Annotated in this window: 22 protein-coding genes; 10 read left to right on the forward strand and 12 right to left on the reverse strand. The window is 42.9% G+C overall.

What is annotated here, in order from left to right:
- The first annotated feature begins 70 nt into the window (after positions 1-70).
- Together CMAQ_RS09130 and CMAQ_RS10475 are read left to right on the forward strand one after the other, a co-directional pair.
- Positions 71-742: a hypothetical protein gene (locus CMAQ_RS09130; protein WP_012186818.1), complete on the forward strand. Its 672-nt coding sequence runs from the start codon at positions 71-73 to the stop codon at positions 740-742.
- A gap of 199 nt (positions 743-941) precedes the next feature.
- Positions 942-1,682 carry a 5-deoxy-glucuronate isomerase gene (locus CMAQ_RS10475; protein ID WP_012186819.1) on the forward strand — a complete coding sequence of 247 codons (741 nt, stop codon included), beginning with the start codon at positions 942-944 and terminating at the stop codon, positions 1,680-1,682.
- A gap of 6 nt (positions 1,683-1,688) precedes the next feature.
- Here the strand turns inward: CMAQ_RS10475 and CMAQ_RS09140 are convergent, their stop codons facing one another.
- The 3 genes from CMAQ_RS09140 to CMAQ_RS09150 form a co-directional block, all read right to left on the reverse strand.
- Complete coding sequence (locus tag CMAQ_RS09140) at positions 1,689-3,116, reverse strand: APC family permease (RefSeq protein ID WP_012186820.1); 1,428 nt, start codon at positions 3,114-3,116, stop codon at positions 1,689-1,691.
- 136 nt (positions 3,117-3,252) lie between these two features.
- A complete protein-coding gene (locus tag CMAQ_RS09145) occupies positions 3,253-4,710 on the reverse strand; it encodes an aldehyde dehydrogenase family protein (protein ID WP_012186821.1) in 1,458 nt (485 codons plus the stop codon).
- A gap of 685 nt (positions 4,711-5,395) precedes the next feature.
- Positions 5,396-6,535 (reverse strand): MFS transporter, encoded by a 1,140-nt coding sequence (locus CMAQ_RS09150; RefSeq protein ID WP_012186822.1) that lies wholly within the window; start codon positions 6,533-6,535, stop codon positions 5,396-5,398.
- Positions 6,536-6,832: 297 nt separating this feature from the next.
- On the opposite strand from CMAQ_RS09150, the gene CMAQ_RS09155 reads away from it, so the two are divergent.
- On the forward strand, positions 6,833-7,627 hold the full coding sequence (locus CMAQ_RS09155) for a 4-phosphopantoate--beta-alanine ligase (RefSeq protein ID WP_012186823.1): 795 nt from the start codon (positions 6,833-6,835) through the stop codon (positions 7,625-7,627).
- Positions 7,628-7,676: 49 nt separating this feature from the next.
- Positions 7,677-8,474 carry a 3-methyl-2-oxobutanoate hydroxymethyltransferase gene (panB, locus tag CMAQ_RS09160; RefSeq protein WP_012186824.1) on the forward strand — a complete coding sequence of 266 codons (798 nt, stop codon included), beginning with the start codon at positions 7,677-7,679 and terminating at the stop codon, positions 8,472-8,474.
- A 14-nt stretch (positions 8,475-8,488) separates the two neighbouring features.
- On the opposite strand, the gene CMAQ_RS09165 is transcribed toward panB, so the two are convergent.
- The 6 genes from CMAQ_RS09165 to pdxS form a co-directional block, all read right to left on the reverse strand.
- Positions 8,489-8,842: an aspartyl protease family protein gene (locus CMAQ_RS09165; RefSeq protein ID WP_012186825.1), complete on the reverse strand. Its 354-nt coding sequence runs from the start codon at positions 8,840-8,842 to the stop codon at positions 8,489-8,491.
- Between the two features lie 83 nt (positions 8,843-8,925).
- Entirely contained in the window at positions 8,926-9,126 is a 201-nt protein-coding gene (locus CMAQ_RS09170) for a hypothetical protein (protein WP_012186826.1), read from the reverse strand.
- A 170-nt stretch (positions 9,127-9,296) separates the two neighbouring features.
- Complete coding sequence (locus CMAQ_RS09175) at positions 9,297-10,127, reverse strand: pantoate kinase (RefSeq protein ID WP_156769891.1); 831 nt, start codon at positions 10,125-10,127, stop codon at positions 9,297-9,299.
- A gap of 337 nt (positions 10,128-10,464) precedes the next feature.
- The gene (locus CMAQ_RS09180; RefSeq protein ID WP_012186828.1) at positions 10,465-11,301 is read right to left on the reverse strand and encodes a ketopantoate reductase family protein; all 837 of its coding nucleotides are present in this window, start codon (positions 11,299-11,301) and stop codon (positions 10,465-10,467) included.
- Positions 11,302-11,703: 402 nt separating this feature from the next.
- Positions 11,704-12,300, reverse strand: coding sequence for a pyridoxal 5'-phosphate synthase glutaminase subunit PdxT (gene pdxT, locus CMAQ_RS09185; protein ID WP_012186829.1), 597 nt, complete (start codon positions 12,298-12,300; stop codon positions 11,704-11,706).
- A 2-nt stretch (positions 12,301-12,302) separates the two neighbouring features.
- A complete protein-coding gene (pdxS, locus tag CMAQ_RS09190) occupies positions 12,303-13,322 on the reverse strand; it encodes a pyridoxal 5'-phosphate synthase lyase subunit PdxS (RefSeq protein WP_012186830.1) in 1,020 nt (339 codons plus the stop codon).
- Positions 13,323-13,789: 467 nt separating this feature from the next.
- Between pdxS and CMAQ_RS09195 the strand changes: the two genes are divergently transcribed.
- From CMAQ_RS09195 to CMAQ_RS09215, 5 genes are all read left to right on the forward strand, one after another.
- Complete coding sequence (locus CMAQ_RS09195; RefSeq protein ID WP_420805663.1) at positions 13,790-15,037, forward strand: phosphoglycerate kinase; 1,248 nt, start codon at positions 13,790-13,792, stop codon at positions 15,035-15,037.
- Positions 15,027-16,052 carry a phosphorylating glyceraldehyde-3-phosphate dehydrogenase gene (locus CMAQ_RS09200; protein WP_012186832.1) on the forward strand — a complete coding sequence of 342 codons (1,026 nt, stop codon included), beginning with the start codon at positions 15,027-15,029 and terminating at the stop codon, positions 16,050-16,052. The genes CMAQ_RS09195 and CMAQ_RS09200 overlap by 11 nt, the downstream gene beginning before the upstream one ends.
- A complete protein-coding gene (locus CMAQ_RS09205; protein WP_012186833.1) occupies positions 16,049-16,459 on the forward strand; it encodes a universal stress protein in 411 nt (136 codons plus the stop codon). The genes CMAQ_RS09200 and CMAQ_RS09205 overlap by 4 nt, the downstream gene beginning before the upstream one ends.
- Positions 16,460-16,597: 138 nt before the next feature.
- Positions 16,598-17,524 carry a quinolinate synthase NadA gene (gene nadA, locus CMAQ_RS09210; protein ID WP_012186834.1) on the forward strand — a complete coding sequence of 309 codons (927 nt, stop codon included), beginning with the start codon at positions 16,598-16,600 and terminating at the stop codon, positions 17,522-17,524.
- 3 nt (positions 17,525-17,527) lie between these two features.
- A complete protein-coding gene (locus CMAQ_RS09215) occupies positions 17,528-18,979 on the forward strand; it encodes an L-aspartate oxidase (RefSeq protein WP_012186835.1) in 1,452 nt (483 codons plus the stop codon).
- 553 nt (positions 18,980-19,532) lie between these two features.
- Here the strand turns inward: CMAQ_RS09215 and CMAQ_RS09225 are convergent.
- From CMAQ_RS09225 to CMAQ_RS10880, 3 genes are all read right to left on the reverse strand, one after another.
- Positions 19,533-20,600 carry a radical SAM/SPASM domain-containing protein gene (locus CMAQ_RS09225; RefSeq protein ID WP_338028841.1) on the reverse strand — a complete coding sequence of 356 codons (1,068 nt, stop codon included), beginning with the start codon at positions 20,598-20,600 and terminating at the stop codon, positions 19,533-19,535.
- A 10-nt stretch (positions 20,601-20,610) separates the two neighbouring features.
- The gene (locus CMAQ_RS09230; protein ID WP_232203755.1) at positions 20,611-21,651 is read right to left on the reverse strand and encodes a putative sulfate exporter family transporter; all 1,041 of its coding nucleotides are present in this window, start codon (positions 21,649-21,651) and stop codon (positions 20,611-20,613) included.
- Positions 21,652-21,726: 75 nt separating this feature from the next.
- Positions 21,727-22,092 carry a hypothetical protein gene (locus tag CMAQ_RS10880; protein ID WP_232203757.1) on the reverse strand — a complete coding sequence of 122 codons (366 nt, stop codon included), beginning with the start codon at positions 22,090-22,092 and terminating at the stop codon, positions 21,727-21,729.
- Between the two features lie 1,011 nt (positions 22,093-23,103).
- Between CMAQ_RS10880 and gatD the strand changes: the two genes are divergently transcribed.
- Positions 23,104-24,447, forward strand: coding sequence for a Glu-tRNA(Gln) amidotransferase subunit GatD (gene gatD / locus CMAQ_RS09235; RefSeq protein WP_012186837.1), 1,344 nt, complete (start codon positions 23,104-23,106; stop codon positions 24,445-24,447).
- The last annotated feature ends 28 nt before the right edge of the window (positions 24,448-24,475 follow it).

Raw genomic sequence — 24,475 nt, forward strand, 5'->3', positions numbered from 1 at the left:
TAACTAGCCTCAACCATGGATTAATTAAGGATGGCGTTAACTTATTAAATCCCAGTATTAAAACCTATGCATGAATAGGCTTGGGTTAATAATAGTGGTTATTGTATTGATAGCGGTGGCTGTGGTGGGGGTATTATCATACATGTCGTTAACCTCATCTGCTAAGCCTAGTCCAATTGTAATGTTGAATAAGTGGAGTAGTTCAACATACACCGCCAATTACACAATTACGTACACTGGTAGCATAAATATCTTCGGCGTAATAGGTATTTCATCATCATTGATTGGACCAAGGATAACGTGGTCTCAGAACACGTTAAATAAAATCCTACTTGTATTAAGCTTGAAGAATCAGACAAGCACCCTAGTGGCAATGAATAATATTGGAAATAATGAATATAACCTATGTATAGCGCTTACGGGTGGATTAACGTTAAGCTACTGTCAACATACGTCACCTTCCCAATTACCCTTAATTAATTCACTGTCATCCTCATCATGGAGTTTCTTATCTAGGATTAACGTTAATGGTATAAACAGTTACTGTTACGCATCAGTATCAAATAGTAGTGAGCAATCATATAACGTGACCCTCTGCATAGCGTTAAATGGAGTACTCACGAAGGCGTACATAATTAAGAATACCACCTCAGGTTCCTACAGTATTATAATGACTATTAACGGTGTTGAGGTTAATCAATTCCCGTCAAGTGAATTCAATAAGATTACCAGCAGTAGTTGAGGATACCTTATTTAGTTAAATCATGATTCCCTCCATTGAATTCAGTAGTAATGAAATACATTATGTTAACCCCTTAATGGGTAAGGTTTAGGAACATGTGTAGGAAGTTAATTGAGGTGCACCCATTAGACTACTTAGTATGTGAGTTCTCGTACTGTTTCTAATTAATTCTTATAAGGATCCAGTACATTACCCTATTATGATTTTCAGGTATAGGGACTATCATAAGGTGGATAATGGGTGGGTTAAGGTCTTTGAAGACGGTTACTTTAAGCTGAGTTCAATAATGGTCAATAAGGCTACATCAACAGTAATTAATGTTACTAATGGTGAAGGATTATTATTCGCATTGAAGGGATCTGTAAAAGTTAATGGAGTATCCATGAGTAGCTTCGATGTTGCATATATTCCCAGGGGATCAAGTGTAAAGGTTGAGTTAAACCCAGGTACATTAGCCTACTTGGCTGAGTCATGGGCTGACAACACCAGGGAGTTCTACGTGAAGAGGAGGGAGTCGGTGAAACCTGTGGTATCCGGTGTCCCACCCTATGAGAGGAGTGTATACACTATGATAGGTGAAGGTGATCCAGCTGACTCCTTCCTAATGGGTTACACCGAGGGATCCATAGGCAACTGGACCTCTTACCCACCTCATAGGCATGATGGGAAACCGGAGGCTTACATATTCTACAATATAGATCCAGGTTTTGCCGTTCAATTTATTTTAAGTGAGGATGAGGAATTAGCCTACGTGGTGCATGATTTTGACGTGGTTTTAATAAGAAAGGGCTACCACCCTAATGTAGCATCCACCATTAATAGGATAAGCTATGCGTGGGTAATAGCGGCTCCAAGGGGGCAGAGGACACTTGCAGTTAACGTGCATCCACTCTACAGTGGATTACCAATGGGTCAAACCCACTTGAGGCTAAGTAAGTGAGGTAACTTAAGTGCAGTTTAAGCAAATTGAGTACTTGATTTTACTTAACTTATCCCTCAGTATCGTGTATTCAATTATGATTATTAGGACTATTGATGCGGCTAGAATGTAGAGTAATGGCAGATTCACCACAGAGTAGTATAGGGTTATGGCCAATAGGGCAGCGCCAATAGTTATAATGACCTTACCACTTAATCTAGCTACCATAAGCGCCCCCACAGCCACCAGTATTAGGCTTACCACGTAGTATAGTGAATCAATGGCGTAGGCGTACTGCATTGCATTATACGTTAATTCAATGGGCTTAATGTAGCCGCTTAACCATGATGCTAAGTAAGCCATTACAATGGTTAATACTGATATGATTGTACTGAAGTAAAGAGCCTTATGTGGGCTCCCATACCTTGGGTGAGTGTCGGAGAGCCATGCCGGTAGTAAACCATCCCTAGCCATGCCGTAGAGCATCCTGGCTGTGGCATTTAATGTTGCTAAGTAGCAACCGAACACACTAATCATTACGCTTACCGCGAATAGTACTAAGCCTGGTTCACCTAGGTAATGGGCAATAAGGGTGTATACTGGGTTAACACCCATGCCTGATGCCTCATTCACAAAGTTATTTACCGCGTACTGCGAGTAACCGATATTAACCAGTATGGCGTAGGTGACGAGAACATACAATATACCCATGAATACAGTAGCCCATAGTGTGCTCACAGGCACGTTCCTCCTAGGGTCCTTAACCTCCTCAGACAACTGTGTACTAACCTCGAAACCCATGAAGTATGTTATAGCGTAAACTAAACCCCCTGACAATGCTGATAAAGCACCTAGGGGGGTTAACGCATATGCCCCACTTATGGTGAATGGCAGTACTGAAAGCTTCCCCGCATTAGTAATGATGGTTAATGCAACGAATATGAGTAATACACCTATTTCAATACTTGTTAAACTAACCTCAGTCCTAATGCTTGGCCTTATACCCAACACAGCTGGTATTAGAGCTAATACGACTGGTATTGGTAATAGGATGAGTGGATTAACCTGGTATCCAGTCACCGCGTAAATACCCTCCACACCCAGGTATGCGAATGCTATGGCCACTGATCCAACACCCACTATGCTGTAGAATATGGTGTATATGATTCCATTGAAGAAGCCGGCCTTGGGGTTAATGGTATTGGTTACGTAGGCGTAGAAGCTTGCTGCATGCGGGTATCTACGTGCGGTAATGAATATTGAGTAGACTATGGCTAGAACACCAAGTAGTGTTATTAACATTGCTAATGGTGCAGCAGCCTTGGCGCTACCCATTATTAATGCAGCACCACCAGCTATACTGTATGCCGGTGCCTGACCTGCAAGTGAATTATAGAGTGAACCCAGGAAACCCACTGAACTCCTCTTTAACTCACGGCTAGTGGCCACAGTCATGAGTAGTGGCTAACCCGTACTGGGGCTTATTTTTTATTAAACGTTTAGTAACCTTAAGGTTAATTAAGAACGTTAATGAGTAAGTGGTACGTATTGAAAATACGTGAAATGACTACATTGTGTTTTATTTCAGTGACTAGTAGCCGACGTAGATTGCCTTAATCCTGGTGAAGAATTCAACGGCTTCTTCACCCATCTCCTTATACATGTCGTTCCCTGAACCCTTAACACCACCGTAGGGTACCCATGGTTCAAGACCTATTGTCGGCTTATTAACCTTAACAACACCAACCTTAACACCCTCAGTGAACTTAGCTGCTTCACTAATATCCCTAGTAACTATGCCTGCTATTAAGCCGTACTCAGTGGAGTTAACTATGTCGATTGCCTCATCAAGAGTCCTATAGGTCATTACCGCTAATACTGGGCCGAATATCTCCTCCTTGGCTATCCTCATGTCTGGTGTTACGCCGTCAAATATTGTTGGCATTACGAAGTAGCCGTGATCAAACTCCTCACTCCCCTTTATTGGTTGACCACCGTAAACTAACTTAGCCCCCTCATTCCTACCTATCTCAATGTAGCTCAGTATCTTATCATACTGCTCCTTACTGGCTAATGGACCCATATCCACGCCGCTCTTCAACCCATTACCCACAACAATCTTCTTAGTCCTCTCAATTAGCTTACTTAAAACCTCATCATGCATGTCCTCGGGTACCAGGAACCTTGATGTTGCTGTGCAGGCTTGGCCAGTTAAACCAAAGGCTGACCTAGCAGTTAACTCCACAGCTAAATTAATATCACCATTCTTAGATAATACCGTGGCATTCTTACCACCTAACTCAAGTTGAACCCTAATGAACCTATTCATTCTACCAACCTTCTCATTAATCTCCTTACCAGTCTGTAAACTACCTGTGAAGGTTATTGCATCAACATCCTTATTAGTCACTAACTCATCACCAACTTCACTGGCTGACCCAGTGACCAGGTTGAGTACACCCTCAGGTAGGCCTGCATCGTAGAATGCCTTAACAAGCTCATAGGCTATAGTAGGCGTTATGCTTGCAGGCTTCCAAACCACAGTGTTACCTGTGGCTATTGCTGGTATTATTTTCCAAGCTGGTAATGATAATGGGAAGTTCCACGGCGTTATGACTGATATTACGCCAAGAGGCTCCCTAGTGGTCATTATTATAGTGTTCCTATCCTGTGATGAAATAACCTTACCCTGACCCCTTGTTATTAAGCCCGCGTAGAACCTTAGTAAATTAACAGTCCTAACAACCTCAAACATACTGTCCGGAAGAGTCTTACCCTCCTCAAGGGTTAGAGTCCTAGCCATTTCATCAGCCCTTGATTCAATAATATCAGCAACCTTATACAGTATCCTAGCCCTCTCCACAGGCAATGTCTTACCCCACTTAGCAAAGGCCTCCTTAGCCACACCTATAGCCTCCCTTGCATCATCCCTCCTCAACCTAGGGAACTTAGCTACAACCTGCCTAGTATCAGCGGGATTCCTGATTTCATAGAACTCCCTATCCCGTGGAATAATGAGCTTACCAATGAATACGCCTCTTTCACTCATAAAACAGGAATCAAACTTTATATTTTTAAATTTTACCTATGTAACATGAATACAAATATGAATACTATTATTCAACAAACATTAATCAGTTCGTCCCTTCCTACATCATTAATCATCACCTCATCGACCCATCATCACTATGCATTACTCATTAAGTAGACTTTTTAATCTTACCTCATGAATTAGCGTATAATCAATATATTCCTGAAAATAGACATTAATTTGCATATTATCGAACATGTTCCTTAAACCAGTTACCTTAAGTAATTAATCAATGTAAGTATGGGTTCTACTATGTATAATTCCTTATATAGAAAAGTTATTAAGAAATCTCATGGAGACTAACTTTACGCATGATTACGCATTTACATTAATGAAAACTTTATCCCACATTGAGAGGCCTTGAGACACGGAACACGCATGGAGTTTACAAAGATAGGCTTAAAAATCCTGAACCAATAAAGGTAGGGGTCGGGGCGTGGTGAAATCCTTGGCCAGCTGACGCTTGATGAAGCGGGATCAAACAGATCCCGACCCCTTTCACCCCCCTCTAAGTGGTTTCTCTCTAGGGGAGTTTTTAAGTTTTGCTCCTTTTAATTTGTAATTTTTGAATTTTAAAGTTGCTTCATGTGTCGGTACCATGGATTTAGGTTGAAAATTCCTTGTCTATCCTTGCCTACGGCATTCATTTGATGCTTAATAGGAGTTGGTACATTAATGCAGACATCAGTATAGCTAAGCCTGAGAAGAGCCATAGGTAACGGTAATTAAGTGACAATAGTAGGTATGCCGCAATGCCTGGAGCCACGGCACCGGAGAGTTGCCAGAATAGGTTTGCTAGTCCAGTGACACTGCCTGCTCTTTCCCTACCTATCAGTGAGACTGCCGTGGAGTTGGCTGGTGTTATTATGAACCTGACGAAACCCATAGCCGCAGCCACAGTAATTAATCCCACACCCGTGAGTAACCCGAGGAGTATTGTTAATACACCGTAGATTGCCTCGAATATTACTAGAGTATTCTTAACGTTTAATCTACTGATTATGTAACCGGCAATAACAGTGGATGGTATCCCTAGGAGTGCGAGTAGTGAGTATGCGAGGCCTGCTAAGTAGTCGTTGAAGCCCAGGGTTAGGAAGTACTTGTATGCGTATAGTGTTATTACCCAGTATGATAGGAAGAATAGGAAGCCGGATAAACTGATGACAAGGGTATTGGGATTCTTGAGAACCGTTAAATCAGTGAATACCCCACTAGCCTTGGATGGTTGATCGTTATCATTACCACCGTTAATTAAGTATAGTAAAGATACCGTGATCGATATAACGCTAATTATATAGTATGCCCACCGCCAACCAAGGTTTACGCAAATGAAGGGTAGTACGGCACCAGCCAGAACTATGGATAATGGCCAGGCGAGGCTGTAGTAACCCATGGCTATGGGTAATTCCCTACCCTTGAAGTTCATGGTTATTAACTTAACAGTACCCGGGTATACCCAACCCGCTGATAGACCCATGAAGAAGCTGGCCACGTACTCCACAAACACACTATTACCCAACCCAGATACTATTGATGAGGCCGCGAGCCCCATTAAAGCAGTCATGACTACGTACCTGGGATTCACCTCATCTGATATCAATCCTGAAGGTAATTGAACAATCACATAACCTATGAAGAATAGTGAGAAGATTATACTATCCTCAATAACCGTTGGTCTTAATGAAGAGTAAACCGATACAATACTCCAGGCAAGCCTTGAGAAGTAACTTAGGAAAAATGATGCAGACGAAACCCCCACGATAAACCACCTCCTGTAGGCCACGGAACTCACCGTTAATCATGATTTTAAAAATACTTACTCATTTACAGTAAACCTAGGAGATTATTAGGTTGAATAAGTCACGAAGCTCTATGTAAACCCACCAAGGCCTAATTACTCTTTGCCCCATTGACCCTAATGGGGATTAATGAAATGTAATCGTTATTGGGCAAAGTAATGCATTAAGTAGTTAAATAACTTGAATACCTGGTATATTGGTGAATAAATGAATATGAATAACGTTATCCAACACTCTTAGCAATATGTTACTCTTTATAAGCTTGTGAGGTACAGCGTCTTGTGATACCCATTAATCACCCAAGGAGGGAGTCGTTATTAATTAGGGAGAGACTTGTGGATGGGGTTAGGGAGGGTTATGTAGCTTTACAGGGTCTTATTGCCCATGGACGTGGTGAATGTTTTGATTACTTAATTGGTGAAACCACGATTAATGAAGCCTTAAATGCAGAGAGGGCCGCCGTAGCCGCACTGCTCCTTGCTAGGAACCCTGTTATATCCGTTAATGGAAACACAGCGGCTCTGGTGCCAAGGGATATTGTGGAGCTTGCTGAGTTAGTTGGTGCTAAGGTTGAGGTTAACCTGTTTTACAGGACCAGGGAGAGGGAGGAGTTGATAGCCAGGATCCTACGGGAGAATGGGGCTAGGGAGGTCCTTGGCGTAGGTGATGATGCGTCCTGCGTAATCCCCGAGCTCTTTAGTGAGAGGCGTAGAGTCTCGTGTAGGGGCATCTACGTGGCTGACACTATCCTAGTACCTCTTGAGGATGGTGATAGAACCGAGGCCCTTAGAAAGATGGGTAAGACCGTAATTGCAATAGACCTGAATCCACTCTCGAGGACTGCCAGGGCCGCCAGCATAACGATTGTGGATAATGTGGTGAGGGCCGTACCGAACATGGTGAGGATTGCGAGGGAGCTTAAGGCAAAGCCTAGGGAGGAGCTTGAGGGGATTGTCAGGGATTTTAACAATGATGAGAACCTGAGGAAGGTTTTGATGTACATATCCAGGAGACTCGCGGAATTAGCCCAGAATCACATTGTGTTGGAGTTTCCAAAGGATGCTAATTATCTGTGAGGAAGCATTACTTTTAAACTTTAATAATACAGTGTTGTAAAATTACTTAATGGAGAGGAGGAAAGTAACGATTAGGTACTTCCTAGAGAGTAAAGGTAAAAGGAGAATTGCCATGATAACGGCCTATGATTACCCAACCGCAAGGCTCGTTGATGAGGCAGGGGTTGATGGTATACTCGTCGGTGACTCCCTGGGCATGGTTGTATTGGGGTATGAAAGCACTATACCTGTAACCCTCACCGACATGTTAATACACGTGGCTGCGGTGGCCAGGGCAAAGCCTAAGGCGTTACTAGTGGCCGACATGCCATTCATGACCTACGAAACAGGCCCTAGGGATGCCCTGAAAAACGCCTCTAAGTTGATCAGGGCCGGCGCCGAGGCCGTTAAGCCCGAGGGCGGCCTTGAGATAGTGAGGATAGTCGAGAGGCTCACCAAGGCCGGCATTCCGGTTATGGGGCACATTGGCCTAAACCCGCAGAGGGTGCTTACGCTGGGTGGTTTTAGGATGATGGGCAGGACTGAGGAGCAGAGGAGGAAGATCCTCGAGGATGCCAAGGCCCTAGAGGAGGCTGGTGCCTTCGCGTTGGTCATTGAGTTCGTGCCCGCAGGTTTGGCTAGGGAGGTTACGGAGTCCGTGAAAATACCCACGATATGCATCGGAGCCGGGCCTTATTGTGACGGACAGATACTGGTGCTCCACGATGTGATAGGACTAAGCGAGAAGCCGCCTAGCTTTGCTAAGAGGTATGCGGACGTCGCATCTATAATAAGGAATGCAGTGAGTAATTACGTTAATGAGGTTAAGGAGAGTAAATTCCCCAGTCCTGAGTATTATAAGGAATAGTAAAGCAAAACCTATTAATACAATAATATAGTCCACTCCCTCAACTTACCTGTGACCGGATCCACCTGGAGCCCCAGGACCTCCAGAGTTGTTACTCCGATTAGGACCTTGTCTATTATGCCCGAGATCAATGCAGGAATCACCTCACCCCTACCCTCAAGCTCCACCCAAACCCTCGTACGCTCAAGCTCCAATAAACCGCCCGCGCTCATCACCGTGGACTTACCCGTAACAGTAAGCCCCAACTCCCTAGCTAGGTCCTGTGGTATTACGGTTAATGTTGCCCCAGTATCCACGAGTGCATCCACCTCAATAATCTTCCTCATTTCAGGATCGCCAATCCTGACCTTAACCCATACATGACCCATTAATTAAGGTATCACAACCTCACTTATTAGGCTTTTCAACACTAAGTCTATCTTTACCCCTGAGCCTCAGTAACTTCTAGTCCCTAATTACCTCGTTGTTTACGTCCCTCAAGGTACCTCACCCTAATTAACGCAGCAATCACAGAACCCCTGTCACGCCTTAGGGTCTTATAATCAACGCTCTCCATCCTAGTCAACTCACCGTGAAGTCTATTAAGGTCTTCAGCATTAAGCCTCAAGTTACCTGTACTGTATATTACCTTAACAGCACCGCTGATGGCCATTATGATTATGATTACATTGAAGCAATCCCAGAGCTACCTAACTCAACTTTACCATACCTATAAACCACTGCTGTAACACCAAGGTCATTAATGATGCCTTAGACGCCCCTCCATCTCCACCATGCCTTTATCGCAATAGGATCATTAGCTTACTTATAAGTCATATCACCCTAATGAGTAATCCTCACCCAGGCACCTGCGTCACTTGGCTTAAAACGCCTTACATGAATGCCCCTCTCACTTAGGCATTGAGATGCCTCATCGGCCTTATCCCTGTGTGTTATTAGTACCAGGACACCTTTCTTAACGTAGTAACCATCCAGGTACTTAATACATGGTCTAACATTATCCTCAATATCCCTAGTCAAGAACCCAATTCTCCTCGAGAACTCCATACTCAATCTAACGAAGTTCTCATAGGTGGGTTCCCTCATAATTTCACCCATAAACTCCTTTCCAAGGACCTCCAGCTTATCCCTGAGCCTAAGGAGCATCACGTTAGTATCCTCCCTAGTGAATTCATGGGTTAGGATTACTAGGTTGTTTGGGTAAGGTATTTTATCAATAACACCAACGCCAGGAGCCCCTGGCTTAACCCTTATTTCAATACCACCACCATAGAATTCAGCGATCACATCACCAAGCCCAGTACCAAGATTAACCTCGACCTCATGGGCTACTTGAGCAGCTTCAAGTAGAGGCTTCCTGAGTAATGCAGCAACACCCAGTGCGGTTCCTAGGGTTAATGCAGCGCTCATTCCATAACCAAAGCCAAGTGGTGCCTGTGTCTCGTATTTAACGACTGCATTCACGTTATACCTCCTCAACACTTCATCAATATGCCTTAACCCCATTGTCCCTTCACCACCCTCAATCGTCATCACTAGACCAGGGCGTATCACAATACCTGCACCTAGGGATCCTGTCGTCATTGGGTCATTGGTGTACCTGGGCAGCCATATGCTTGTTACATGTAGTGGCACATTAACTATAACCTTCATTAAATTATTAATGCCCTGCTTGGCTTTAAATCTAGCTGCTCTCATGAATCCTACTCTCCTTCAAACAATATTCACCTATCCCAGTAAGCCTCCTACTACGTAGTCGAAATCCTAAATTCTAACCATATCAACTCCCTGAGTCCTCTCATTGCGTGAGCTATGTCCGCATTTTCCAAGGGAACCTAATTATCTTAAACCTTAACCAATAGGCGCACTGCGATTCTTCAGCTAGCCTGATGCTTCAGCACTTAATGTACTATCCATTATCCTTAAGGATTCCCGCACTCAATGGTATTCGAAATTCCCAGCTCGAGGAACTTTAATTCACTGTCTTTAATTATTTTAAACAAAGGCTCCTCAGAATCTTTATAATTATTAGTAAGGCCTTATTTATGGGTGTGGGTATGCCGAGGAGGCTACCGTATTTGGTTATGGCTCCATTAATGTAATCAATCTCTGTTTCCCTACAGTTCATTAAGTCCTGGAGCATTGATGAATAATTATTACTGGTTTTAGAAGCCACATCTAGGGTTTCGGCTACGGGATCTCTGGGTAGGTTAATACCCAATGCCTTAACCACAGCAACACCCTCATTGATTACTTCTAGGGCCAATTCCCTGGCTAATTCATTATTAATCAATATACCGTTTGGTGACTTAAGTATCGTGGTTATGGGGTTTATTGCAGCATTAACAATAACCTTCAACCACCTGAAGGGTTCCACATCATCCACAACCACCACATTGGCACCACCACTCCTAAGTATATCAGCCAACTCACCTAGGGCACTTGGCATTATTATCTCACCTAACCCCTTAACCTCTGTGATATTTCCATGTCTCGTAACGCCATAAGTCACCACAGCACTGTAACCAACACCCAGTCTCTCCTTTATTAACTCAAGACCACCAATACCATTTTGGAAAACCACTGGCGTTCCCTTAATCTTATTTATCACGTTCACTGTATCATACGCCTTAACAGCAATTAATGTGTACTTAACCTCGCTTGGTAATTCTTGAACTAATTTAATGCTTAGGTCATAATCACCATTAAGCCTAATGATGTATCTGTCATATAAAGTCCTCGTTATTACGTATGGTGTAAACCCAGCCCTGTTTAGGAAGTAGGTTAGTAACGAGCCCACGGCCCCAAGACCTATTATGCTAAACATAGGACCTCAATATTCTTATAATTTAAGGAAATTTATTGCTTTCACATCATAATAAAACCTAATATAGTAGGGCAGTAAAAATGCTGCAATGACTAGGGCATTAATGATAGAGGGTAAGGTTACGAATTAGGTTAAGCCGTGACGAAGGACATTAATGAGTTTAAAGCTTTATAGGAGGATTGTTGAGGAAAGGTGAATAATAAGGAGCATCAAGGAACTTGAGAGTATGAGTGATGATGGTTCCATAAATGAGATTTGGTGAATATGGTAGGTCCAGGGTAATGTTAAGGTGTAAGATGAGTCATGTCAATGTTATGGCTAGCAATAGGGATGAGTCGATAGAGGTATGGGTTTTGATGTATTGCGGTGATGTTAGTATGTACGTATTACCCTGGTACATGGTCATTTCTTAACTAGGTTTGATATGAACCATTCATGAACCAGGATTGTTGTTAACTCCGGGTGAAAAGTTAAAGCAAGCATGTTGTTCTCAATGACCACTGGGTAATTGTCACCGTAGGCCACCAGTGGTTTTGCAGAGCCCCAGTACTTAACTATGGCTGGTGCCCTTATGAAGACAGCCCTTACTGTGCCAATACCCTCAATGTTAAGCGTGGTTTCGAAGGATTCCCTCTGTCTACCGTAGAAGTTCCTGACCACAGATATATTCATGATTCCTAACACACCTTGACCGGTCTCACCCATAATCCTATCCTTAACCTCCCTAGCCATGAATATGGCGCCTGCGCATGTACCCATTGCAGGAAGCCCATTGGATACCTCATCACGGAGCGCATTCATTAGGTTGCTCTTAGACGTGAGTCTCCATATGCTCGTGGATTCACCACCAGGGATTATTATTCCTGATAAGCCCCTTAAATCATCAATCCTCTTAACCCTGGCCACGTCACCGCTTATGCCCAACTCATCCATAGCCTTTTTAACGGCGTACTCATGCTCTTCCACATCACCTTGCACCGCAAGTATGCCGATCTTCATTATTAAACACCCCTCGTCTGCAGTAATTCCTCGGATTTGAGGGTCTTCACATCGATGCCCATCATCGCTGACCTCTCACTAACCATCCTCTGAGCCTCAATGACAGCCTCTGGGTCATCCCAGTACGCCGTGGCTAGGACAATGGCCTCAGCCCTCTGCTTTGGGTCCTGGCTCTTAAAGATTCCTGAACCCACGAATACTCCGTCAGCGCCGAGCCACATCATCAGCGCTGTATCCGCTGGCGTGGCTATGCCTCCCGCTGCAAATGTTATGACTGGTAATCTACCGAGCCTAGCCGTTAAGGTGACTAGCTCCATGGGTACTTGGCACTGCCTGGCGAGATCCCTTAGCTTCTCCTCATCACCACCCCTGTACGCTGAGGTTAGTTCCTGAATGGCCTTGTTCAGTAATTTAAAGTGCTTAACCGCCTCGCTAACATTACCCGTGCCCGCCTCACCCTTACTCCTAATCATTGATGCACCCTCGGAGATCCTCCTCAAGGCTTCGCATAACTCCCTGCACCCGTTTACGAAGGGTACCTTGAACATCCACTTATTAATGTGGTGCTGCTCATCCACCGGAGTAAGTACTTCGGATTCATCTATTAGATCCACACCAATGGATTCAAGTAAAACAGCCTCATAGTAATGCCCAATCCTGACCTTAGCGCTCACGGGTATTGTTACGTGGTTCATCACATCCTCAATAACCTTCAAATCAGCCATCCTAGCCACACCACCAGCCTTCCTAACATCATAGGGTAGTTTATCCAGGACCATGACACCTACAGCGCCCGCCTCCTCGGCAATCTGAGCCTGCTCCACATTGGTTACGTCCATGATCACGCCATTCCTAAGCATGGCTGGGAAACCAACCTTAACATTAACAGTACCAGGTACGGCATCTGGTAGCTTAACGGGCCACTGGACACCAACCTCCCTAAGCCTATCTCTAAGCTCAAGCATACCGTAGAGGAAGTCCCTGAGTTTAACCAAGTACTCAAGTCCAGTAACTATCGACATAACGATGATGCAGCAAAGGGTTAGATAAGTCTTGTTAAACGTTTAATAAGGATGCTGTTTGAATTATGATTATAATCCACATGAACTCTGTATTTAAGTAAAGGATTTAACAAATAGTATATCTAATGATATTAATCAGTAATAAAGCAATAATTATACTATAGTGCACTTAAGGTTTTGTTTTATGGACTTAACTGTAAATATAGAAAATCAATATATTATCTAAGCCATCATACGTTAATAGATCCTTATGACCCCTATTGTTGAAGGATTCTGCAGAATATGGAATCATAAGGCTTGGGGGTAAATGCTATAAACTAATGCACAAACGTAAATTTAACCATGTCTTTATCCACTACTTGTGTCTAGGATTTAAATGCATCCAACTTCCATAGCTCTAGAAGTCTTATTCTATATTATAGTGTAAACTATTTAAATCAGAACTTGAAGTACAAATAGGGATCTTTCTGATTAGAGTGGGGGGTCTAACCATACCTACTATGGATGATATAGATATACGATCAAAGAAGGTTCTATTACGCATAGACATAAATTCCCCTGTGGATGAGAACGGCAAGATAATAGATGATTCTAGAATAAAGGCGCATGTTGAGACAATTAAGGAGTTAATTGATAAGGATAATTCCGTTGTGTTAATGTCACACCAGGGTAGGCCTGGGGACAAGGATTTCATAAGTCTAGAGGAGCACTCCAAATTAATTTCAAAGCATTTAAATAGAGAAGTGATTTTCGTGGATGATGTAATAGGCCCATATGCAAGGGAAATTATTAAAAATCTAAAAAACGGTGAAATTTTACTTTTAGATAACGTGAGATTAATCTCAGAGGAATTGATCGAGGCCCCACCGCAGCAGCATGTAAAAACCTTTTTAGTAAGGAAATTGACCCCATTCTTCAATATTTACATCAATGATGCATTCGCTACTGCGCATAGAAGTCAGCCAAGTATTGTAGGTTTTCCTCTAGTTTTACCATCAGCTGCTGGAAGAGTGATGGAGAGGGAAGTTTCCGCCTTGGCTAGGATTTTTAATGCCGAAGATACGCCTAAAATATTTGTATTAGGCGGCGGTAAGGTTCACGATACTATTAGGATAATTGAGAATCTAATGAGAACAAGGATAGCAGATAGAATACTTACTGGGGGTTTAGTTGCAGAATTGTTTTCTGTCGCTAAAGGAATGAATTTAAATACGAAGAATATGGAGATCTTGGAAAGAATGGGTATTTTAAGCCTAGTTCCTAGGGCTAGAAAACTACTTCTAAGTGGAGCTCCAATCGAAATACCAGTTGATTATAAGGTAGAAATAAACGGAAACGTAATTGAGGAACCAGCTAGTAAGATCACTGGTGTTATAAAGGATATTGGACCCGCCACTGTGGAAATATACTCATCACTTATAAAAGACGCTAAGGTAGTGGTTTTGAGGGGACCAATGGGGGTAATAGAAGATGAGAGATTCAGGGATGGAAGTAAGAGTGTTCTAAAAGCATCACTGGAGGGATGGGGTTACGTTATAATAGGAGGAGGACATATGATAAGTGCTTTAGATAAGGATATGAAGATTGACAATAATAAGGTTCACATCTCCACTGGAGGAGGAGCTCTTCTCTTATTCCTATCCGGGGAACGTTTACCAGCGTTAGAGGCATTATCAATGTCGATGACAAACAGGGTGATGAATAATGCCAGTTAACGTAGCTATTAATGGCTATGGTACCATAGGGAAGAGAGTTGCTGATGCCGTCATGAAACAACCAGACATGAAACTAGTGGGAGTTGCGAAAACATCCCCAAATTACGAAGCATTTATAGCACATCGCAAGGGAATAAAGATCTACGTACCGCAGCAGTCTATTAAGAAATTTGATGAGGTTGGAATACCAGTGGCAGGTACAATAGAGGATCTAATAAAAGCCGCAGATATTATAGTGGATGCTACACCCAATGGTGTTGGTGCTCAATATAAATTAATTTACCAACAATTACAGAAAAACGCCATATTTCAAGGAGGTGAAAAAGCAGAGATAGCCGATGCTTCATTCTCAGCCTTATGTAATTACAATGAAGCCCTTGGTAAAAAATACATTAGAGTAGTATCGTGTAACACTACAGCACTACTTAGAACAATATGCGCAATAAATAAGGTCAGTAAAGTGGAGAAAGTTAGAGCAACGATAGTTAGAAGAGCCGCTGATCAAAAGGAGGTTAAGAAAGGTCCCATAAATTCACTAGTACCTGATCCTGCATTAGTGCCGAGCCATCATGCAAAAGATGTTAACAGTGTCATAAGGAATTTAGATATAGTTACGATGGCAGTAATAGCCCCAACAACATTAATGCATATGCACTTTATCAATATAACCTTAAGAGACAGAGTAGAGAAGAAAGATGCACTCAGCGTTCTGGAGAATACTCCTAGAATAGTCCTAGTTTCTTCAAAGTATGGTGCAGAAGCCACAGCAGAATTAGTAGAAGTAGCGAGGGATTTAAGAAGAGATAGAAATGATATTCCAGAGGTAATGGTATTTAGTGACTCGGTTTACGTTAAGGATAATGAAGTCATGTTCATGTACGCAGTGCACCAAGAATCAATAGTGGTGCCAGAGAATATAGATGCAATAAGAGCCTCCATGAGATTAATGAGCGCGGAAGACTCAATAAGAATCACTAATGAAAGCTTAGGAATATTAAAGGGGTATCTAATATGAATGAACCATCTTATTCTATAAGCTTCTGGTTAAGGAGAATACTAGTGCCAGTGGATGGCTCTGAGAATAGTTTAAGGGCATTGGATCTTGCAGTAGACTTCGGTATGAGATACGGCTCTAGAATAACTATAGTACATGTATGTAACGACTGTAGCGATGTGAATGATATACAATCACTTATTGAAAAGAGAGTAAACAATAAGATTAAATACGATTTAAAAATAATTAAGATAAACGTAAATGAATCCAGTGTTTCAAATGAAATATTAAAAATAATAAATGAGGAACCTTATGATGCAATAATAATGGGTGCAAGAGGAACTTCACTAAATAGCGATATAAATATAGGCTCTACAGCGTTAGCAGTATCGATAAATGCCCCAGTATCCGTAATATTAGTTAGATGATTAAAAGAACCCGTGAAGCACTTTTAACCTAAATTTATTAATTTGGCAATTTTTGCCAGTTAACTAAGGTTGAATTAGCTGCCTACCACGGTGTTTTGCATAATAAGAACTATATTTCAATAGCCTTTACCTTGATCAATGAGTAAGGAGGCATTGATTAAGGAGATTAAGGGATTAAAGCAGGAGAGGAATGCCATAATACTGGGTCATAATTACATGGACATGGATGTACAATTAATAGCGGACTTCACAGGTGATTCCTACGACCTGGCGGTTAAGGCCATGGAGACTAAGGCTGAGGTCATAGTCTTCGCAGGGGTTAGGTTCATGGCTGAGCAGGCTAAGGCTTTGAACTACGATAGGGAAGTACTATCACCAGACTTGAATGCGGGGTGCACAATAGCGGATGCACTGGATACGGAGACCTTGAGGGAGTATAGGGAGAGGTATCCTGGGGTTCCTGTTGTTCTCTACATTAACTCAAACATAGATGTTAAGGCCATGGCTGATTACATAGTCACCTCCTCAACGGCAGTTAAAGCAGTTAGGAAGATACCGGGTGATACTGTAATATTTGGGCCAGACTACAACCTGGCTACCTACGTTGAGAGGATGACTAGTAAGAAAATAATCAAGGTGCCACCGAACGGTAAGTGCATTGTGCATGGGAACTACGTGCCTGATTACATTAGGGAGGCGAGGACTAAGTACCCTGGGGCTAAGGTAATGATTCACCCAGAGGCGCCCTTGAACATTATTGACCTAGTGGACTTCGTGGGCTCCACAAACCAGATGATAGAATTTGCAAGGAATAGCGAGGCCAGGGAGTTCATAGTAGGTACTGAAATTGGGATGATAAATGCGCTTAAACTAAAGGTCCCGGGTAAGGAATTCTACCCATTAACCACCGAGCCCATAGCCCGTTGCCCCTTCATGGCTATGATTACACTAGAGAAGATCTATAGGTCCCTGAGGGATGATGTTTACAGAGTTGAAATACCTGGGAACATAGCCGAGGCTGTTAGAGAGGCTTTCGAGAGGACTAGGAAGCTACTTGGTGATTAGGCAATGATCTACATAATCGGTAGTGGTATAGCGGGGCTTTCAGCCGCGATTTCACTGAAGATGAGTAATTACCCAGTTACCGTGATTACTAAGAGGGTTCAGGGAGGCTCAAGCTACGAATCAAGGGGTGGAATAGCAGCCGCAACGGCACCCAATGATTCACCTGAGCTCCATGCCCAAGACACCATAGCCGTGGGTGATGGATTATGCGATGTTAAGTCAGTGGATTACTTCACAAGGGAGGCCCTAGAGGCCATAGAGACCTTGGAGAAATGGGGGTTTGAGTTCGATAAGGACCTTAGGCTTGAGGCAGGTCATAGTAGGAGAAGGGTTCACCATAGGATGGACTCCACAGGCATGTTCCTAACGAACTTCCTACTTAAACTAGCCACTAAGCTTGGTATCAATATTGTTGAGGATAGGGTTATGGCATTGAAGGTTAGGGGTAATGTTGTTAAAGGCTTCATAACCACTGGGGGTGTTTCCATAGATGATGCCGACTCTGTGATATTGGCAACGGGCGGTTACGCCTACCTCTGGAGCTACACCTCAAACCCACGTGACAATACAGGCGATGGTGTTGCCTTAGCCTTTAGGGCTGGTGCCGTTGTTGGTGACTTGGAATTCGTTCAATTCCACCCCACGGTCACTGTAATAGACGGCGAATCCTTCCTATTAACAGAGACCCTTAGGGGTGAGGGCGCGGTTTTAATTAATGATAAGGGTGAGAGATTCGCTTTCAAGTACCATGAAAAGGGTGAATTAGCACCTAGGGATGTGTTGTCCAGGGCTATTTACAATGAGTATAGGCTTGGGCGCAGGGTTTACATGGATTTAAAGCCCATTGATAATTTCGAGATCAAATTCCCATCAGTTAACGAATTCCTGAGACGCCATGGACTTACCAGGAATGACTTAATACCCGTAGTCCCAGGTGCCCATTACTCAATAGGTGGCGTTAGGGTTAATATCAGGGGTGAATCAACAATAAGGGGACTCTATGCAATCGGTGAAGTTGCGAATACGGGGCTACACGGCGCCAATAGACTAGCCAGTAATTCACTGCTCGAGGCCCTGGTCATGGGAATCAACATGCCATTGCACATTGGTGAGGATTGGGAAGGCCCAGACCTAAACGATGGGGAGGTTCTGAACGTTAAACTACCAAGTGGTAGTCGTGAGATGGGTCTTGAGGAAATTAGGAGGCTTAATTGGGATTACCTGGGTATTATTAGGGATGGGGATGAATTAAGTAGATTAATCAGTATTTATGAGGATGTTTATTTAACAGGGATTGATGAGTGGTCGAATGCGGCATTGATTTCCTACTTAACGGCTAAGGCAGCCTTAATGAGAAAAGAGTCACGGGGCTCACATTACAGGGCTGATTATCCTAGTAGGGATGATGCCAGGTTCAGAAGAAGGATTTACTTCAGGATGATGGATCATGATTAAGGAACCCTGAAGTTAATAATGTTGTGAATTATGGTTCATTAATACATGCTGATGAACTATTTACTATTGAGAGGTTAGTGGTATTAGCTCGCGCAGAATTTAACCTGTGGATAAAGAATAAGCACACTTCACTATACAGGCTTAGAGGGCTTGATAAGACTTGCAGAGTAAGCTTCGCAAAGAAGGTTCAAGCGGAGTACTGTAGAGGCTTGGTATCCGTGCCTTCTGATTAATCAACAATACTGTCACTCACCAGGTTAAGCTTAGTTATTTCCCTCATGATAGTGGGGTTAACGAAGCCATTGGCCTCCAACAAATCCTCTTAATACCCTGACTCGGTTTCTTACCCCCTTAAGTGAGCCCCTTGGTATTAAGCACTCATTTACGCATACATGGCAGTGATAATAACTCTCATTAGGAGGAGTGAAGGTAATTCCACGCTCAACCCTCACCTAGCCCTGAACCTCATAATAATTACCAATACCTCAGTTGTATTAATTCCTTCACTTAGCTAAGGTCCTATTCATACCTCATTATCTCTGCATATTAATAATTAAACACCGTATAATCTATAGCAGGTAATGCATGGACTGGGTGGCATTAAATCCATGCTATATTCATTGATAGAAGTAGAGTCTTGGTGTCTTCTTATAAATTTAAACCTAAATTCTCGATAGGCTTCACTATTCCATATGTTCATAATTCTATCATTGTTTAAGTTCCCGAAGATTACCTTCTTTACTTTAAAACATTTACCCATGAAGCAACGGGGTATATAGTTACTTCTTGTTGGTAGGTTTAGGAAGACGCATGGTGAGACATAGCCATCAACATTTATGAATATGGTTTCAGTGGGCCTCTCAGGACATTCAGTGAGTTCCCAGCAATTTAGTGAGTATGTGAATAATTTAATGCCTAACTCCCTAGCCCTTCTTAGTGTTAAATTAATTATACGTTCGTAGATCTTAAATTCTCTCTCCATGGGGTCTGAGAATGCCTTTGACATAATCATATCCTTATTTAATATATACGATAGGTTGTCAAGCACTACTTCCTCAATCCCCAGGTTATTGACCAGCTCTATGAAGTCGGGTAATTCGTGGATATTTACTGGCATCATGATATAACTAGCTACTACTCTGGAACCACTCTTTAACATGTCCTTAATTTTAATGAGTTCTCTTACGTTATTAATGAGAATATTGAAGTCACAGCCTCTCCTTATAGCATTATGTGTTGATGGAAAAGTCCCCGCGAAAGTCACTGCAATTATATCAATCCCTGATTCTAATAACATACGTGCATAATGCTCATTTAGTAACATTCCATTTGTTGTGAGACCGAAATTAACATTATTACGAACTTCATTAATAATGCTTGAAAGATTGGGGTGTAAGAGGGATTCACCCCACCCCTGTAAGTGCACGTACCTCACAGACCCCATGCTTAGTAACTCCTTTATCACGCGACTGTATAATTTAAGGTCCATGAACCTAGAAATCCACTCACTCCTCAATACCGTACGTGGGCAGTAAATACATGATGCATTACATGAGGTGGAGATTTCTATTTGGGCTATTCGTGGATAAGTATTAAAAATATTTATTTTAAAATTAATGATGAACCACCCATCACTTAGGTGGTGGTAATCCAGCGAAGAAGGCTATTGAGGGACCAAGGGCTATGAAGATAATGATAATTAACGACACCACGTAAGCAATTATCATACGCCCTGCCTTTATCTCAGCGAGGGTTCTAAACCTGGTGACTAGTCCTATGGACATGAAGGTTAAGGCAAAGAAGAAGTACCTAAATAACTCAGTCTGTGGCGTTATACCACCCACCATAAACTTAGAAGCTACCACGGCACCCACAGTGAAGCCTACACCCCATAGTATTAGCCACGTGCTTATATAACCCAGCACGAACTTCGGGAACCTAAACCAAATCATTATTGCCGGCACCTTCTGCCCTGGCTTCTTCTCAACAATCATCAGCCATATCACGGCTAGTATGAATGCCCACAAGCCAATCCATATATCAATGAATACCTTAGTCATGACTGCTGTGTTCATAACCCACGTCTTATAAACCGCAAGACCGGGTTGATTACTAATTAAGGCGTCAGCCAAAGCACCGCTTGCAGCAGCTGCACCATCAGTCTTGACACTCAACCCCATCCAGGCACCGGCCGCGTAGGGAGCCCACTTAAGTATTGAAGCCGCAACGAAAGGTAGTATTACCAACTCTACTACCGCGAAGAGAACTATTATGGATGACACAGTGGCTGGAATGATTGATGGCGCACCTATTGCGGCTGCTGTTGCTATGGCTGCAGAAACACCGCATATGCTTACGCCTGAGGCCAATGTAGCTGCCCATTTATTGTCAAGTTTAAACAACTTATAAGAGAGGAAGTATGATATTGGCCAGTAAATTAAGTAAGCGGCAACTATCGCGATTAATGATCTCTCAACCAAAGTAATAGCTATTGTCATGTACCTAAGTGATGATGCACCAATCAATGCCCCAAGTAGCACGATGGCTGTTTTTATGTACCACTCAGTCCTAGCACCTGCCTCGAGAACGGTAGGTAATTTCTTGTAAAAGATAACGTTTGATATAAACAAACCAATTAGGAGTAAGTATATCAATATGCCATCAGCACCCACGGGTATGGACCAGGTAATGTGAAGTTTTGCGTATTGATCAGGGGTTGCGTTGAAGTAGGCATAGCCGAAGAGCCATCAAAAGCCGAATGTTAGGATGAATAGTATCGTGAAACCAGCCGCAAACCTCTTCACATTATACTTCATTAACCAAGCGGCAAAAGTTAATATCGCCAATAGAAATATGCAGAAGAAGAACACGCTGAGTACAGGGTTAAGCCCTGGATAGGCCTTGGTCATGGTTAATGCCTGAGCGACAACTACTAGGCTCTTCGATGGGTCAAGCCAAGGCACAGCAACCCTGGGAACCCAACCCAGTAGATATATTTTATAATAGCCAGGTAGGGCTAGGAAGAATATCAATAGCCCTATCCAAAGAGCCCACCAATCTTCCTTCCTCCATAACGATGACCAATCAATCTTTAACCGTTCCCCTTGACTCATATATTATCGCAACCTTCTCTTACAGGTCAAAATAAGTCTTATTATCCATAGTAACCGTTAATTATGTGAAATAACCTTTTTAAATAAACCTTATCTCCCCATCAGTTGGCTTTAGTAACTTTTAAACTAAGATTTTTACCATGTGAATGTACCATTTATTTAAGGAATACATGTATAAGTTCATTAATGAACCAGGTAGATGGGGAAGGACTAGATAATGTAAATACACTAAGTCATTATGGAAAATAATGCCAGGATTATACACATGAGTGTGAACATGGATATGGTGGACTCAGCCTATGCACCTAAGCCAATAACCCATCATCAGGCAGATTCACCACAAGGGAGGCTTTAGGGCTAGTTAGGGAGGTCACTAGGGCCTTGAGGTTAAGGTATTCAATGTGGTTGAGCATACATTATCCTATGATGCCAATGATATAACGGGAATGTTAGTCACCACGCTAATAATAAACACCACAACGGGTTTAGTGACTAGAATACCTTAAATAATCATAGTTAACCTATGCACCAAGAGGCAGAGACTTTGCTCAGGGAGGCCTTAAGAATAAGATAACTGGGAGCGTGGATAACCTAGGTTCAGGATTTTACTCATATAGTCCTTTAATTCTCCTTAAATGAACCTCATTGAGGACTCTGTTAACGCATCAAAGCTAAATTGACCACTAACCCCTTAGACCAGTCGCCATAAAATAGTTGCGTTGAACTATCAATCAACACATGGTCATCATTTGTAGGATATGGTGAACAGGGTGACTTATGATTCATGGATTGTCTTCGTACAGACTTGGTGATGCGGAATTCGTAAATGCTGTAGAAGGGGGTAATTCCTTGAGTTGGATTGAGTGGCACTATGATTCTCACTGGTCTTAATAAATTCTAGCCGTATTAATTAGGTAATGCCGCAGTCTCTCTGGTTCATTGATTATTAGTATATTTAATGTACATTGGGTGGTTAATAAAGTATTATAAGGGCGTTACCTAAGCCTAACCGTGGCTTACTCTGAACGGGTTAAGGCACTTCTAGGGGGGATTGGGGAGTTTAGTAGGGTTAGGGTGCGTTTAAAGGATGGCTCGACACTGGAGGGTTTAATACTGCCTAGGCCTGAGGTGGGTGATCCTGATGTACTACTGGTGAAGCTTGAGAATGGTTACAACGCCGGTATTCATGTTGATAAGATACAGGCAGTGGAGGTTCTAGGTAAATATGAGCCACCTAAGGTTGAGGTACCATCATACGGTACTGTGATGACTGTAAAGGGTACTGGGGGTAGGGTTAGGTTCGTGGCCACTGGGGGTACTATAATGTCTAGGGTTGATTACGTCACTGGGGCTGTTTACCCAAGCTTCAGTCTGGAGGATCTTTACTTAATGTACCCTGAGTTAAGGGGTTTAGCATCAATAGAGATGGTTAACTTAATGTCAATATTCAGTGAGGACATGACTCCAACCAGGTGGAGTATGATTGCTGAGGAGGCGTGTAGGGCCTTTAATGATGGTGTTGTTGGTGTTGTTGTCCTACATGGTACAGACACAATGCACTACACGGCCGCTGCATTAGCCTTCGCCATTAAGTCAGCCCCAGGTCCAGTTGTTCTCGTGGGTGCCCAGAGGAGTAGTGATAGGCCTTCAAGCGACTCCTTTGAGAACCTTTACGCAGCAACCCTAGTGGCTTCCCAGGCTAAATTCGCCGAGTCCGTGGTTGCGATGCATGATAACACCAGTGATGGTGTGGTGGCTGTTCATAGGGGTGTGAGGGTTAGGAAAATGCACACGTCCAGGAGGGATGCCTTCATATCGGTGAACCATGAACCAATAGCCAAGGTACTGACCAAGGAGGGTAAGTTAATAATGAATACCAGTGACTATAAGGGGAGGGGGCGATTGGAGTGTAGTACTAGGTTTGATGATAAGGTGGCTTTAATCAAGTATTACCCAGGCATGAGTAGTGAATTACTGGATTACCTGGTGGATAAGGGTTACCACGGCATAGTAATAGAGGGCACTGGTTTCGGTCACGTGGGGGAGTGGTTACTTAAGCCAATAGCTAGAGCCATTGAATCAGGCATACCCGTGGTAATATCCAGTCAGACAATATTCGGTAGGGTTAACTTAAATGTGTATAGGAGGGGTGTGGAGTTGCTTAGGATTGGTGTAATACCAAGTGAGGACATGCATCCTGAAACCGCCTTCGTTAAATTATCATGGGTCTTAGCCAACTCCTCAAGGGATCTTAATGAGGTTAGGAGACTCATGCTTACGCCACTTGCCTATGAGATTAATCAAAGGACAAGACCCATGGATTACGTGGTTAAGCCAAGTGTGCCCAAGGATTAGGCGTTTTTAAAAAGCCTAGAGTAGTGGT

Origin of the sequence: Caldivirga maquilingensis IC-167 (assembly GCF_000018305.1) — an archaeon.
GTDB classification, from domain to species: domain Archaea; phylum Thermoproteota; class Thermoprotei; order Thermoproteales; family Thermocladiaceae; genus Caldivirga; species Caldivirga maquilingensis.